General features: G+C 62.3%; 15 protein-coding genes. 8 read left to right on the top strand and 7 right to left on the bottom strand.

What is annotated here, in order from left to right:
* Window position 1: 1 nt before the first annotated feature.
* The 4 genes from AC1D08_RS01875 to hisB are packed head-to-tail and all read right to left on the bottom strand — an operon-like array spanning window position 2 to window position 2,031.
* Window positions 2-292: a DUF1330 domain-containing protein gene (locus tag AC1D08_RS01875; RefSeq protein ID WP_457150065.1), complete on the bottom strand. Its 291-nt coding sequence runs from the start codon at window positions 290-292 to the stop codon at window positions 2-4.
* A gap of 6 nt (window positions 293-298) precedes the next feature.
* Complete coding sequence (gene hisH / locus AC1D08_RS01870; RefSeq protein ID WP_457150064.1) at window positions 299-949, bottom strand: imidazole glycerol phosphate synthase subunit HisH; 651 nt, start codon at window positions 947-949, stop codon at window positions 299-301.
* A gap of 1 nt (window position 950) precedes the next feature.
* Window positions 951-1,427 carry a DUF2628 domain-containing protein gene (locus tag AC1D08_RS01865; RefSeq protein WP_457150063.1) on the bottom strand — a complete coding sequence of 159 codons (477 nt, stop codon included), beginning with the start codon at window positions 1,425-1,427 and terminating at the stop codon, window positions 951-953.
* Window positions 1,428-1,431: 4 nt separating this feature from the next.
* The gene (hisB, locus tag AC1D08_RS01860; RefSeq protein WP_352879363.1) at window positions 1,432-2,031 is read right to left on the bottom strand and encodes an imidazoleglycerol-phosphate dehydratase HisB; all 600 of its coding nucleotides are present in this window, start codon (window positions 2,029-2,031) and stop codon (window positions 1,432-1,434) included.
* A gap of 212 nt (window positions 2,032-2,243) precedes the next feature.
* Between hisB and hslV the strand changes: the two genes are divergently transcribed.
* The 6 genes from hslV (at window position 2,244) to AC1D08_RS01830 (ending at window position 7,616) form a co-directional block, all read left to right on the top strand.
* Window positions 2,244-2,795, top strand: coding sequence for an ATP-dependent protease subunit HslV (gene hslV, locus AC1D08_RS01855; RefSeq protein WP_095084319.1), 552 nt, complete (start codon window positions 2,244-2,246; stop codon window positions 2,793-2,795).
* A complete protein-coding gene (locus AC1D08_RS01850; RefSeq protein ID WP_457150062.1) occupies window positions 2,785-3,300 on the top strand; it encodes a GNAT family N-acetyltransferase in 516 nt (171 codons plus the stop codon). The genes hslV and AC1D08_RS01850 overlap by 11 nt, the downstream gene beginning before the upstream one ends.
* Complete coding sequence (locus tag AC1D08_RS01845) at window positions 3,297-4,457, top strand: hypothetical protein (RefSeq protein WP_477422470.1); 1,161 nt, start codon at window positions 3,297-3,299, stop codon at window positions 4,455-4,457. Before AC1D08_RS01850 ends, AC1D08_RS01845 begins: the two co-directional genes overlap by 4 nt.
* Before the next feature lie 49 nt (window positions 4,458-4,506).
* Window positions 4,507-5,106, top strand: coding sequence for a DUF2585 domain-containing protein (locus AC1D08_RS01840; protein WP_457155001.1), 600 nt, complete (start codon window positions 4,507-4,509; stop codon window positions 5,104-5,106).
* Between the two features lie 4 nt (window positions 5,107-5,110).
* Window positions 5,111-6,424 carry an ATP-dependent protease ATPase subunit HslU gene (hslU, locus tag AC1D08_RS01835; RefSeq protein ID WP_095083240.1) on the top strand — a complete coding sequence of 438 codons (1,314 nt, stop codon included), beginning with the start codon at window positions 5,111-5,113 and terminating at the stop codon, window positions 6,422-6,424.
* A gap of 232 nt (window positions 6,425-6,656) precedes the next feature.
* Window positions 6,657-7,616: a DUF1402 family protein gene (locus tag AC1D08_RS01830; RefSeq protein WP_477422468.1), complete on the top strand. Its 960-nt coding sequence runs from the start codon at window positions 6,657-6,659 to the stop codon at window positions 7,614-7,616.
* 53 nt (window positions 7,617-7,669) lie between these two features.
* Here AC1D08_RS01830 and AC1D08_RS01825 read toward each other — a convergent pair whose 3' ends face one another.
* Genes AC1D08_RS01825 through AC1D08_RS01815 form a run of 3 tightly spaced genes read right to left on the bottom strand, consistent with a single transcriptional unit; the run spans window position 7,670 to window position 10,342 of the window.
* Entirely contained in the window at window positions 7,670-8,908 is a 1,239-nt protein-coding gene (locus AC1D08_RS01825; RefSeq protein WP_457153460.1) for an NAD(P)/FAD-dependent oxidoreductase, read from the bottom strand.
* On the bottom strand, window positions 8,905-9,219 hold the full coding sequence (locus AC1D08_RS01820) for a MocE family 2Fe-2S type ferredoxin (protein ID WP_095083246.1): 315 nt from the start codon (window positions 9,217-9,219) through the stop codon (window positions 8,905-8,907). Before AC1D08_RS01820 ends, AC1D08_RS01825 begins: the two co-directional genes overlap by 4 nt.
* 34 nt (window positions 9,220-9,253) lie before the next feature.
* Window positions 9,254-10,342, bottom strand: a complete 1,089-nt coding sequence (locus AC1D08_RS01815) for a fatty acid desaturase family protein (RefSeq protein WP_457153459.1) — start codon at window positions 10,340-10,342, stop codon at window positions 9,254-9,256.
* 166 nt (window positions 10,343-10,508) lie between these two features.
* Between AC1D08_RS01815 and AC1D08_RS01810 the strand changes: the two genes are divergently transcribed.
* Entirely contained in the window at window positions 10,509-11,540 is a 1,032-nt protein-coding gene (locus AC1D08_RS01810; protein WP_457153458.1) for a LacI family DNA-binding transcriptional regulator, read from the top strand.
* 300 nt (window positions 11,541-11,840) lie between these two features.
* Window positions 11,841-12,782, top strand: coding sequence for a sugar ABC transporter substrate-binding protein (locus AC1D08_RS01805; RefSeq protein ID WP_477422465.1), 942 nt, complete (start codon window positions 11,841-11,843; stop codon window positions 12,780-12,782).
* Window positions 12,783-12,840: the final 58 nt, after the last annotated feature.

The raw sequence follows: 12,840 nt of genomic DNA, 5'->3' as shown, positions 1-12,840 counted from the left end.
TTCAGGCGCCTTCAACGATGACGAAATGGCCGGTCGAGGCGGCGAGCCGGAACTTCGAGGCGTGCTGATATTCCGGCGAATGATAGCATTCGACCGCCTTGTCGTAGGATTCGAACTCGACCAGCACATGACGGTTGCCGGTCGGTCCTTCGGGATTCTCGTAGCGACCGGCCCGCACCGGGAATTTCGCGCCGTATTTCGCAAAGGCCACCGCATTCGCCTCGATGTACTGCTTGTACATTTCGGGATCGCGGACATCGATCATAGCCATCCAGTAGCCCTTCTTGCTCATGATTCTTCAGGGCCTCCAGCGCAGGAAATTGGTGATCAGCGCCAGGCCCAGCGCCTGGCTCTTTTCGGGATGGAACTGCGTGCCGACGAGATTGTCGCGGGCGACGGTGGCCGTCACCGGGCCGCCATAGTCGGCGACCGCCAGAACCTCGTCGGACTTCTGCGCATCCAGATGGTAGGAATGCACGAAATACGCATGCAGTCCGCTGTTTCCGGTCGGAATGCCCGCAAACAGTGGGTGTTGACGCTTGAGTTCGATCGTGTTCCAGCCGATCTGCGGGATCTTCAGCGCCGGATCGGCCGGCATGATCTCCTTGACGTCGCCGGCGATCCAGCCAAAGCCGTGGGTCACGGTCTTTTCCAGGCCGCGCTCGGACATCAGCTGCATGCCGACGCAGATGCCCAGAAAAGGCCGGCCCTTGAGGATCGCGACTTCCTCGACCGCTTCCCACATGCCGGCGACGGCGCGCAAGCCGGCCGCGCAGTCGGCATAGGCACCGACGCCGGGCAGGACGATGCGGTCGGCGGTGCGGACCCGTTCGGCGTCGGCGGTCAGATCGATTTCAGCCGATATGCCGGCTTCACGCGCGGCGCGCTCGAAGGCCTTGGTGGCCGAGCGCAGATTGCCCGAGCCGTAGTCGATAATCGCAACCCGCATGTCAGGGTCTTCCCGGAATGTGAGTCAGCCCCAGCGCCATGCCCGGCTGCGCCGGGCGCGCCAAGGCGGCATCCGGGACCATGCGCGGCGCCGGCACGGCTTGATCCGAAAATGCTTCCGCCTCCAACGCGTAGCGCCCGTCGGCATCGTCGAGCCGACCGGCCTCGACCACGCCCCATTCATGCCAGCCGCGGCGGCGAAGTGCCGCGATGCGCAGCCCCTGCCCCTCCAACCCGACATAGAGTGAAACCAGCAGCGACAGCAGCGAACCGGTCAGGCCGAGGCCGAGCTTTTGGCCAAGCAATGAAAGCAGGGCCGCGACGACGAAGGCGAGCGCGGCTTCGATCCACAGCCGATGCCAGGCAAACCAAAGCGGCGGCACCAGGAAGCCGAGCCAGGTGAAGCCGTCGCGGACAAAGGCCGTTGCGTCGGCCTTCTCGCTGCGACCGGGCGGTTCCATCACGACATAGATGGCCATGACCTTATCCCTTCAACGATCCCTTGGTGGAGGGGACCGCGTCCGGCTGGCGCGGGTCGCGTTCGAGCGCTGTGCGCAGCGCACGTGCCACCGCCTTGAAGCAGGTCTCGGCGATGTGGTGGTTGTTGGCGCCATAGTGGTTGGTGACGTGCAGCGTGATGCCGGCATTCTGTGCCAGCGCCTGGAAGAATTCACGCACAAGTTCGGTGTCGAACGTGCCTATCTTCGGCGACGAGAAGGAAACGTTCCAGACCAGGAACGGCCGGCCGGACACGTCGATCGCCGCGCGCGTCAGCGTCTCGTCCATGGCAAGGTCGATCGAGGCATAGCGCATGATGCCGCGCCGTTCGCCGAGTGCCTTGGCCAGCGCCTGGCCGAGCGCGATGCCGGTGTCCTCGACGGTGTGGTGGTCGTCGATATGCAGATCGCCCTTGGCCCGGACCGTCATGTCGATCAGGGAATGGCGCGACAGCTGATCCAGCATATGGTCGAAGAAACCGACGCCCGTCGAAATGTCTGACTTGCCCGAGCCGTCGACATGGACCGATACAGCGATATCGGTTTCCTTGGTCTTGCGGCTTGCTTCGGCGGAACGGGGCGACATGATCTTGTCCTTGTCCCAGGGTTTGACGCGTTCCAAGCCTTCGCCGGCTTGAAAACGAAAGCCTTCTAGCAGCATGATCCGGCGATTGCCAGTTGCCATCCGGGTCGCTATCGAGCCGTTTGCAATCACCAGGCCCATGCATACATATGGCCGATCAAGTCACTCGTACCGCGCCAATCGCCTTTTGGGATGGCGCGAATCGGAGCCAGGAAATGTCTGATAATCTGACCATGCACGCCACGACCATCGTGACGGTGCGCAAGGGCAACAAGGTGGTGATTGCCGGCGACGGCCAGGTCAGCCTTGGCCAGACCATCATGAAGGGCAACGCCAAGAAAGTGCGCCGCATCGGCAAGGGCGGCAATGTGATTGCCGGTTTCGCCGGCGCCACTGCCGATGCCTTCACGCTGCTGGAGCGGCTGGAAGCCAAGCTCGAACAATATCCCGACCAGCTGACGCGCGCCTGTGTCGAGCTCGCCAAGGACTGGCGTACCGACCGCTATCTGCGTCGGCTGGAAGCGATGATGCTGGTTGCCGACAAGTCGACCTCACTGGCGCTGACCGGCACCGGCGACGTGCTCGAACCCGAATATGGCGTCATGGCCATCGGCTCCGGCGGCAACTACGCGCTGGCCGCCGCACGCGCGCTGATGGACACCGACAAGGACGCCGAGGAGATCGCCCGCAAGGCGATGCAGATCGCGTCCGACATCTGCGTGTACACCAACAACAACTTCGTCGTCGAAACGCTCGATGCCGGTTGATCCGGCCATCCTTTATGATTTTCGGCCGGTGACCGAGAAAGACCTGCCGATGATCGCCGGCTGGCTCGCCGAGCCGCATGTCGCGCAGTGGTGGGACGACCCCGAGACGGAAATCGCCGAGATTCGCGACCATATCGACAGCATTTCCGTCGAGCCGCTGATCGTCGAACTCGACGGCAAGCCGATCGCCTACCTGCAGAGCTACGACCCGCATCTGGAAGACGACCACCCCTATGCCGACCAGCCGTTCGGCACACTCGGCATCGACCTGTCGATCGGCCTGCCGGAGCTGATCGGCCTCGGCCACGGCTCGGCGATCGTGCGGCAATTCGTCGAGCAGCTGTTCGAGGAAGGCGTGCCGCGCGTCATCATCGACCCGCATCCGAACAATGCACCAGCGATCCGCGCTTATGAGAAAGCCGGCTTTGTCGCCTTTGACACCCGGACAACGGAATACGGGCCAGCCCTGATGATGGCGCGCGAAGCACCACAGGAGGCCGGTTGATCAGCGCTGAAACACTCGACAAGGCAGTCGCAGCAGGTGTGATCTCGCAAATCACGCGGGATCAGCTGGAGGTCATGGAACGCGCCGTCGCTCTCACCCCCGAGGGCAGGCGCGCCGATGACGATGGTGACGAGGAAAACCTGCGGCTGGTCGGCGGCGGCAACGATCTGTTCGTCACCGTGGGAACAGTCCTGCTCAGCGCCGGCTTCTTCTTTGTCCTCACCACCTTGCTTCCAGGCCAGACATTCTGGATCGCTGGCATCCTCGCGGTTTTCGCCTGGGGGCTCGCCGAAATTGTCACGCGTCAGCACCGGATGAAATTATCGTCGTCCGTGCTTGCGCTGATTTTCATGACCGCCATTCTGGTCGCTCTGGCGCTACACGTGGAGGCCAGCTTCGGCATACGCAAGCCGGAGACTATCTGGCAGCTATTGGCGTTGCGCCAGACAGCGTCCCGGGCCGGATATCTGTTCCTGGGCGGAGGAATAATCGCGGCGGCGATCTATTTCTGGCGCTTTCGCGTCCCCATCATTGCCGGGGCTATCGCCATCGCGTTCACACTGCTTGCCTTCCTGCAAACGGCGATAATCCTCTATGACAGTGTGACAACGGGCGCGATTGCGCCGCCGCGCCTTGAGGATGTTCCCGAATTGCTCCGAGCGGCACTTTACATGCCGCTGATCTGCGGCCTGATCGTGTTCGCAACCGGTGTAGCTTTTGACATTTACGATAGGGATCGACGCAAGATCTGGTCCGATTGCGCTTTCTGGCTGCATGTCGTCTCGGCGCCCATGCTGGTGCATCCGCTCTTTATCATGGCAACCGGCCAGAACGTGGTATTCGGACATATCGCACCGGACGCCAATGCAACCATTATGCTGACGATCCTGATCCTTGGCTTCCTCTATGTCGCGCTCGCCATAGACCGCCGTTCGCTTCTGGTTCCTACGTTGGCTTACTTCGGCTCGCTGGGCATCTATTATCTGGTGAATTCCGCCTCCGATTCGACGGGCGTCCCGCCTTTTGCCTTGATCCTGGTCGTTGTCGGCGCGCTGATTATTGTGTTCGGGGCTGGCTGGCAGCGTATCCGGCGGATTGTCGTCAAACCCACCTTGCCTGCGGCCGTGATCCGCCGGCTACCGCCGCTGAAGGCGTGACGGGCTTTGTGATGGTCGAGACGGCGACGCGGAAGAGAGGCAATAGGGCATGAATGCATCGGGCGACGACAACAGCTACTCGGCCTATGAAGACAGCTGGCGAATGGGGCTGCTGCTTGTGCTGGCCCTGCTCATCTTCCAGGCCGGAGCCCTTTACGGCATGGGTCATCCGCCGATCTGCACCTGCGGTTACGTCAAGCTCTGGCACGGCGTGGTGAACAGTTCCGAGAACTCCCAGCACATTTCGGACTGGTACACGTTCTCGCACATCATCCACGGCTTCCTGTTCTATGCGCTGGCACGGTTCCTGTTTCCGCGTTCGCCGATCGGCTTGAGGCTGGCGTTCGCGGTCCTCATCGAAGGCGGCTGGGAGTTGCTGGAAAACAGCCCGTTCATCATCGAGCGCTACCGCGCGGGCACGATCTCGCTCAACTATTACGGCGACAGCATCATCAATTCGGTGTCCGACACACTGGCCATGGTGCTGGGATTTGTGATGGCGCGAAGGCTACCTATATGGGTGATCGTCAGCCTCGCCATCATCTTCGAACTCGGTACCGGCTATCTCATCCGGGACAATCTGACACTCAACGTGATCATGCTGCTGCGTCCGTTCGAGGCCATCAAGCAGTGGCAAAGTGGAATTTAGTGATATGAGCACATTCTCCCCCCGCGAAATCGTTTCGGAACTCGACCGCTTCATCATCGGCCAGAAGGACGCCAAGCGCGCAGTGGCCATCGCCCTGCGCAACCGCTGGCGCCGCCAGCAGCTGGAAGGCCAGATGCGCGAAGAGGTGATGCCGAAGAACATCCTGATGATCGGGCCGACGGGCGTCGGCAAGACCGAGATTTCACGCCGCCTTGCGCGCCTTGCCGGGGCGCCTTTCGTCAAGGTCGAGGCAACCAAGTTCACCGAAGTCGGCTATGTCGGCCGCGATGTCGAACAGATCATCCGCGACCTGGTCGAGATCGCCATCGGCCTGGTGCGCGAGAAGATGCGCGAGGACGTCAAGGCACGCGCCCACATCAACGCCGAGGAACGCGTGCTGGAGGCGCTGGTCGGCAAGACGGCGAGCCCGGCGACGCGCGATAGCTTCCGCAAGAAGCTGCGCGACGGCGAACTCGACGACAAGGAGATCGAGATCGAAGTGGCCGACACCGGCAATGGCGGCATGCCCGGCTTCGAGATACCCGGCATGCCGGGCGCCAATATCGGCGTGCTGAACATCAACGACATGCTGTCGAAGGCAATGGGCGGCAAGAAAACCAAGACGCGCAAGACGACGGTCAAGGAATCCTACGCGCTGCTGGTCGGCGACGAGTCCGACAAGCTGCTCGACCAGGAGGAGGTGGTGCGCCGGGCGCTGGACGCGACGGAGAATGACGGCATCGTCTTCCTCGACGAGATCGACAAGATCGCGTCGCGTGAAGGCGGCATGGGCGCCGGCGTTTCCCGCGAAGGCGTGCAGCGCGACCTGCTGCCGCTGATCGAAGGCACCACGGTGGCGACCAAATATGGGCCGTTGAAGACCGACCACATCCTGTTCATCGCCTCCGGGGCGTTCCATGTCTCGAAGCCGTCGGACCTGTTGCCGGAATTGCAGGGCCGGTTGCCGATCCGCGTCGAATTGCGGGCGCTGGAGAAGGACGATTTCGTCCGCATCCTGACCGAGACCGAAGCCAGCCTGATCAAGCAGTATATCGCGCTGATGAAGACCGAAGGCGTCGACCTGACCTTCACCGACGACGCCATCGATTCGCTGGCCGGCATCGCCGTCGACCTCAATGCCAGCGTCGAGAATATCGGTGCAAGGCGGCTGCAGACAGTGATGGAGCGGGTGCTGGACGAGATCTCCTATGACGCGCCCGACCGCAACGGCACCGCGGTCACCATCGACGCCGCCTATGTGGAAAAGCATGTCGGCGACCTCTCCAGAAACACAGATTTGTCGCGATTCATCCTTTAAAGGACGGCGCCGGGTCACTCCGGCGCCGGCGTCTTCAAAGTGAAGCATCATGCTTTCCAAGAATCGATACCGATTTTTGGGCCGATGCATTGCAACACAGTCCGGCAAACAGAATCATGTGTGGCCAGATGGCACCATCTGGCCACCTTTCGTCTTGCCGGCGGATGGGGCGCTCTCGACTCGAGAAAGAGCACTACCTAGTTTGCGCGGCAACATCTGCAGGCGGCGGCGCATGAAAAGACTGATCCTGGGCATTCTCGGCTTGACGCTGGCTGCGACGCTGTTCGCCGCCGATGCGGCGACATTGGTGCCGCCAGGAAACCGCAACGCCGAGCAGCCGGATATTCCCGGTGCTTCGAGCCGGCGCACGCAGGCCACCAACACCACCTTCCAGGCGAAGTATCGCAAGGTCTACGCCTTGCTGAAGAACGACGCCGAACTGCGCGGCAAGATCAAGAAGGCCGCCGCGGCCTACGGCATTGACCCCCTGCACATCGTCGGCGCCATCGTCGGTGAGCACACCTACAATGTCGACGCCTACGACCGGCTGCAGACCTACTACGTCAAGGCGATTTCCTATCTCTCCAGCAAGCTGACCTTCGCCTATGACGGCGAGGACATCACCGATTTCGTGCAGCGGCCGGAATTCAAGAAATGCGCTGGGGTTTCGGACAGCTATGATCTGTGGGAATGCCGCGAGCAGGTGTGGAACCATTCGTTTCGCGGCAAAAGCGTCGGTGGCGAGAGCTTCCCGGACGACCGTTTCGGCGCCACCTTCTTCCAGCCCTATTATGCCGGCCAGACCTTTGGCCTCGGCCAGCTCAACCCGCTGACGGCCTTGCAGATGAGCGATCTCGTGCACAAGGTTTCGGGTCTGCCGAAGCTCGACGTTGCCGATCCCAACTCGGTCTACAAGACCATCATGGATCCCGACCTGACGCTGCCTTACGTCGCGGCGACGATCCGGAAATCGATCGACGCCTACAAGAACATTGCCGGCTTCGACATTTCGGGAAATCCGGGGCTCACGGCCACGCTCTACAATGTCGGCAATCCGGAGCAGCGCGCCGAAGCGCTGAAGGCGGAGAACGACAGGCGCCGCGCCGCCGGCGAGCCTGAAAAGCTGCCCGAGGAGAATTATTACGGCTGGCTGGTCAACGACAAGCTGCCGGAGCTGAAGGCGCTTTTCTAAGGTGCGGTTTCAGGCTTTTGAGCCGGAACCGACGTCCTGCACCGAAGCATTCGCTACGCCGCCAGCAAGGACTTCAGCTTGATGGCCTGTGAACCGAGTGCTTCCGGCGCCGGCTTCGCCCGTTTGCCGATCAGCATTTCGGCCAACCGGATGTCGCGGGCGACCGCATTGCCTGGACCGATGCCGCTGGCCGCCACCAGCCGGCCGTCTTCGTCCAGATGGAAGAGGATAAAGGCGCCGTCGCCGAGATCGCGGCGCACGACGCTGCGGCCTTCGTCGGAAAGCCCGGCGATCTGCAGGGACAGACCATACTGATCCGACCAGAACCACGGCACAGCCGCATGCGCCTCGCCAGCCCCCAGCATGTTCCCGGCCGCCAGCGCACCCTGTTCCTGGGCGTTGCGCCAGGCTTCCAGCCGCACGCGGCGGCCGCCATAGACGGCGAGTGGAAACGAGCAGCAATCGCCGGCGGCGAAGATGTCGGGATCGCTGCTGCGCAGCTCCGCATCGACAGCGATGCCGTTGTCGATCGTCAGCCCCGCCTCGGCCGCCAACCCGGTCACCGGTACGGCGCCGATGCCGATGACCGCGAGATCGGCTGATATCTGCTGTCCGCCGGCGAGTGCGATGCGGACCTCTTTGCCGTCGTCGTCGACGGACGCTATGCCGTCTCCACACAAGATGCTCACACCCTCGGCGACGTGCGCAGCATGGATGATTTCGGCGATCTCGGCCGGCACGCCACGCATCAGGATGCGCGGCTGCGCCTCGATGACGATGACCGAAGCGCCGAGTTTGCGGGCCGCGGCGGCGAGCTCGAGGCCGATGAAGCCGCCGCCGACAATGGCGATACGCTTGCCGGCGCTGAGATGGGCGCGAATGGCCAGCGCATCGGCGAAGGTGCGGAGATAGACGCAGCGCGAACCCAATCCCGGCTTCGGCAGCTTGCGCGGGGTCGATCCGGTGGCGAGCAGCAGCTTGTCATAAGGCAGGGCCCAACCGTCCGACAGACGCACCATATGCGGTGCACGATCGATCGCCACGGCCTGGATGGAATGGATATGGCGGATCGATTTCTCAGCCAGGATTGCATCGCTGGCGATCGCCTTGATTTCGGGCGCCTCGCTGGCCATCGCCTCCTTGGACAGAGGCGGGCGCTCGTAGGGCAGATGCGGCTCGTCGCCGACCAGCGTCACCGGCCCGTCATAGCCGAGATCGCGCAGCGCCAAGGCTGCCCGGCCGCCGCACTCGCCGGCCCCGATGATGACCATCCCTCGCGTCATACCAGTCATCCGATCTGGATAAGGACTTTGCCGGCGTCGACCTTGACCGGATAGGTCCTGAGGTTGACGCAGACCGGCGCGCCGCGGGCGTCCCCCGTCTTGTAGTTGAAGCGGCCATTGTGCTTGGGGCATTCGATGATGTCGTCCATCACCAGGCCGTCGGCGAGATGCACCTTTTCATGGGTGCACAGACCGTCGGTGGCGAAATAGTCATCGTCCGGGCTGCGATAGATAGCGAAGGTGCGGCCGCCATGATCGAAACGCATCACATCCTCTTCATCGATATCACCTGCGGCACAGGCCTCGACCCAGTCGCTCATTCAGTCCTCCCGTGGAAATCGGATAGCCGCACGATCACTCGGCCGCCGCGACGGCATCGTTGTGGAATTCCTCGCGATATGGCCTGGCGGTGGGCGGCAGCTCGCGCTTGAGGAAATAGTCTTCGTTGCGCAATTGGCGCAGGAAGGTTGGGATCATCTCGCGATAGCCGGCCAGGATCGACGTCGTCGGCGCCGGCAAATCGTGCTTGATCAGCTCATGCAGCTTCGGCAGCGCGTGGTACGGCACCATCGGAAACATGTGATGCTCGACATGGTAGTTCATGTTCCAATAGATGAAGCGGCTGATCGGGTTCATGTAGACGGTGCGGCTGTTGAAGCGATGGTCGGTGACGTTGTCGGCCAGGCCGCCATGTTGCAGTAGCCCGACCATAACGTGATGCCAGGCGCCGTAGAGCCTGGGCAGGCCGACCAGCATCAGGGGCAGGAACGAACCGGTATAGAGCGCCAGTGCGATGGTGGCTGCATAGATCGCCGTCCAGATGCGGGCGAAGCGGATTGCCCTTGGCTGCTCCTGCTCCGGAATGAAGGTCTTTTCGGCCGCGCTGATGTTCCCGGCCGCGTTGCGCAGCATGTCGCTCATCGCATGCCAGGCATCGAGCACACCGACAAAGGCCAGGACGACGCGAACCAGGTCCGGTGGCCGCATGACCGAGATTTCCGGGTCGCGGCCGACGATGATGGTGTCGGTGTGGTGGCGCGTGTGGCTCCAGCGCCAGGTCACCGGATTGCGCATGATCATGAAGCAGGCGATCTGGTAGACCACATCATTCATCCACTGCGTCCGGAAGGCGGTGCCGTGGCCGCATTCATGCCAGCGTGAATCGGTGGATGAGCCATAGAGCACGCCGTAGACGAAGAAGAACGGCACGCACCACCATGTGCCCCAGAACCAGGCGGCGCCGGCGCCGCTGAGGATCAGGGCGGCGAGCCAGATGATGGTATCGCGGATCGCCGGTCCGTCGGAGCGCTGCATCAACTCCTTCATCTGCTTGCGCGGGATCTCGGTGTGATACCACTCGGCCGCCGACAGGCCGGTCTCGACGGCGAGCTTGGCGTCGCGGCCGATCAGGCTGTAGTCACGCCGGGACGGCGCAGTGGTCATGATTGCCTCCTCGGCAAGGCACGCGCCCAGGCGAATGCCGGTTGCCCATATGCCTTCCAGCCTGAAAATACCGTTTGCTCGTGATGGACTCAATATCACAAAGATAGTTTCTATCATTTCCTATCAGAATGATGTATCAATATTCGGCAATCGAACGAGGACGACCATGGCGAAACGGCCGACCATATCCGATCTGGCGCGCATCTCCGGCGTCAGCGTTGCCACGGTGGACCGCGTGCTCAACAATCGCCTGCCGGTGCGCGAGGAGACCGCGCGGCGCGTCTATGAAACCGCGACCGAGATCGGCTATCACGCGGCCGGCTTGATCAAGCAGCGGATGCGCCATGAATTGCCGGAGTACCGGCTGGGTTTCCTGCTTTTGCGAGGCAATGATGTCTTCTACGGCGATTTCGCATCGGAGCTCGAACTGGCGGTCTCGCAATCGCAGCGGTTCCGCGGCGCCGCAACCATCGACTTCGCCAGTTCCCTGGTCCCCGACGAGATCGCCACCCAGATGCGCAAGCTGGCGGCAAAATCGAGGGCCATCGCCGTTGTCGGCCCGGACCATCCGACCCTGACGGCGGCGGTCGAGGCGTTGAAGGCTAGGGGGCAGCCAGTCTTCTCGCTGCTGTCCGATTTTGCCGCCGGTATCCGCGAGGGCTATGTCGGCCTCGACAACCGCAAGGTCGGTCGTACCGCGGCCTGGATGATCGCCAGGGCGGCGCGGCAGCCCGGCAAAGTCGCCCTCTTCGTCGGCAGCCACCGTTTCCATGGCCACGAGTTGCGCGAGATCGGCTTCCGCTCTTTCTTTCGCGAGCATGCACCCGACTTCAGCGTGCTGGAAACGTTGGTCAACCTGGAAGCGAACCAAGTAACCCATGATGCGATGATCGATCTTCTGGCGCGCTATCCGGATCTTGCCGGCTGCTACGTCGCGGGCGGCGGCATGGAAGGCGCGGTCTCGGCGCTGCGGGCAGCAAGGCCCGTAAATATGCCTGTGGTCGTCTGCAACGAGATCAACGCCGAGTCGCGCGCGGCACTTGCCGACAACATCCTCACCATGGTGATCTCGACGCCGCTGGCCGCGCTCTGCCGCGAACTGGTCGATCGGATGGTGCATGCCATCGAAACCGGCGCAGCCAACGCCCCTGGCCAGACCTTCCTGCCCTTCGACATCTATCTGCCGGAAAATATCTGACCTTTCCCGCGCGAGTGCAGCGGCGGGGAATGATAGAATCCATCAGAACGATCCGAAAATCCGGCGGCAGGCCGCGGAATCGCACTTGACGTTCCGCTGGAATGGAATAAATATTTCACCAACTGTGCATTTTGGTTCTTTCGTTCCGGAACGTCTGTTTCAAACAGAGGGTTTGGCGTTCCAGCCCAAGCAGGGAATGCAATACGGAGCGAAGCGATATCAGGGAGAGATTCCCCGGGGAGATCGGGGATTCCGGATAGATCGGTGCAACCGGACACCAATATGTGGAGGAGAAACACAATGAAGAAACTGATTTTGGGCGTCGCTTTCGCGGCGCTGATGAGTTCATCCGCCATGGCCGCCAAGGTCGGCGTATCGATGGCCAAGTTCGACGACAACTTCCTGACCGTGCTTCGCAACGGCATGATCGAGCAGGCCAAGGGCATGAGCGGCGTGGAGTTGCAGGTCGAGGACGCGCAGAACGACGTCGCCAAGCAGCTTGACCAGATCAAGAACTTCGCCGCCTCCGGCGTCGACGCGATCATCGTCAACCCGGTCGACACCTCGGCCACGCAGGCAATGTCGGACGCCGCGGCGGCCGCCAAGATCCCGCTGGTCTACGTCAACCGCGAACCGGTCAATGTCGACAAGCTGCCGGAAAACCAGGCATTCGTCGCTTCGAACGAGGCCGATTCCGGCACGCTCGAGACCAAGGAAGTCTGCCGCCTGTTCAAGGAAGCCGGCAAGAAGGAAGCCAATGTCTATGTGATCATGGGCGAACTGTCCAACCAGGCCGCCGTGCAGCGCACCAAGGATATTGAAGAGGTGATCGCCACGCCGGATTGCAGCTTCATCAAGATCATCGACAAGCAGACGTCGAACTGGAACCGCGACGAGGCCCAGAACCTGATGACCAACTGGCTGTCGACCGGTAAGCCGTTCGATGGCGTCATCGCCAACAATGACGAAAGCGCCATCGGCGCCATCCAGGCGATGAAGGCTGCCAACATCGACATGAAGTCGGTCGTGGTCGGCGGCGTCGACGCCACCCAGGACGCGCTTGCAGCAATGCAGGCGGGCGACCTTGACGCAACCGTGTACCAGGACGCGGCCGGCCAGGGCGCGGGCGCGCTGGACGCGGCATTGAAACTGTCAAAGGGCGAGAAGGTCGAACACAAGGTCTACGTCCCCTTCCAGCTGGTGACGCCGGCGAACATCGACAAGTTCCTGAAGAAGAACTGAGCAACGGGCATTAGGAGCGGCGCGTCAGCGCCGCTCCCCTTCCCTCAGCGCCGGCAAG

It is taken from the genome of Mesorhizobium sp. P2_E6 (assembly GCF_056403835.1).
This window is presented reverse-complemented; position numbering and strand designations above follow the sequence as displayed.

Excerpts from the sequence above, each read along its gene's own strand:
- hisB (WP_352879363.1), bottom strand. The coding sequence starts at position 2,031 with ATGTCGCCCCGTTCCGCCGAAGCAAGCCGCAAGACCAAGGAAACCGAT.
- AC1D08_RS01810 (WP_457153458.1), top strand. The coding sequence starts at position 10,509 with ATGGCGAAACGGCCGACCATATCCGATCTGGCGCGCATCTCCGGCGTC.
- AC1D08_RS01850 (WP_457150062.1), top strand. The coding sequence starts at position 2,785 with ATGCCGGTTGATCCGGCCATCCTTTATGATTTTCGGCCGGTGACCGAG.
- hisH (WP_457150064.1), bottom strand. The coding sequence starts at position 949 with ATGCGGGTTGCGATTATCGACTACGGCTCGGGCAATCTGCGCTCGGCC.
- AC1D08_RS01830 (WP_477422468.1), top strand. The coding sequence starts at position 6,657 with ATGAAAAGACTGATCCTGGGCATTCTCGGCTTGACGCTGGCTGCGACG.
- AC1D08_RS01875 (WP_457150065.1), bottom strand. The coding sequence starts at position 292 with ATGAGCAAGAAGGGCTACTGGATGGCTATGATCGATGTCCGCGATCCC.
- AC1D08_RS01815 (WP_457153459.1), bottom strand. The coding sequence starts at position 10,342 with ATGACCACTGCGCCGTCCCGGCGTGACTACAGCCTGATCGGCCGCGAC.
- AC1D08_RS01840 (WP_457155001.1), top strand. The coding sequence starts at position 4,507 with ATGAATGCATCGGGCGACGACAACAGCTACTCGGCCTATGAAGACAGC.
- AC1D08_RS01865 (WP_457150063.1), bottom strand. The coding sequence starts at position 1,427 with ATGGCCATCTATGTCGTGATGGAACCGCCCGGTCGCAGCGAGAAGGCC.
- AC1D08_RS01825 (WP_457153460.1), bottom strand. The coding sequence starts at position 8,908 with ATGACTGGTATGACGCGAGGGATGGTCATCATCGGGGCCGGCGAGTGC.
- hslU (WP_095083240.1), top strand. The coding sequence starts at position 5,111 with ATGAGCACATTCTCCCCCCGCGAAATCGTTTCGGAACTCGACCGCTTC.
- AC1D08_RS01820 (WP_095083246.1), bottom strand. The coding sequence starts at position 9,219 with ATGAGCGACTGGGTCGAGGCCTGTGCCGCAGGTGATATCGATGAAGAG.
- hslV (WP_095084319.1), top strand. The coding sequence starts at position 2,244 with ATGTCTGATAATCTGACCATGCACGCCACGACCATCGTGACGGTGCGC.
- AC1D08_RS01805 (WP_477422465.1), top strand. The coding sequence starts at position 11,841 with ATGAAGAAACTGATTTTGGGCGTCGCTTTCGCGGCGCTGATGAGTTCA.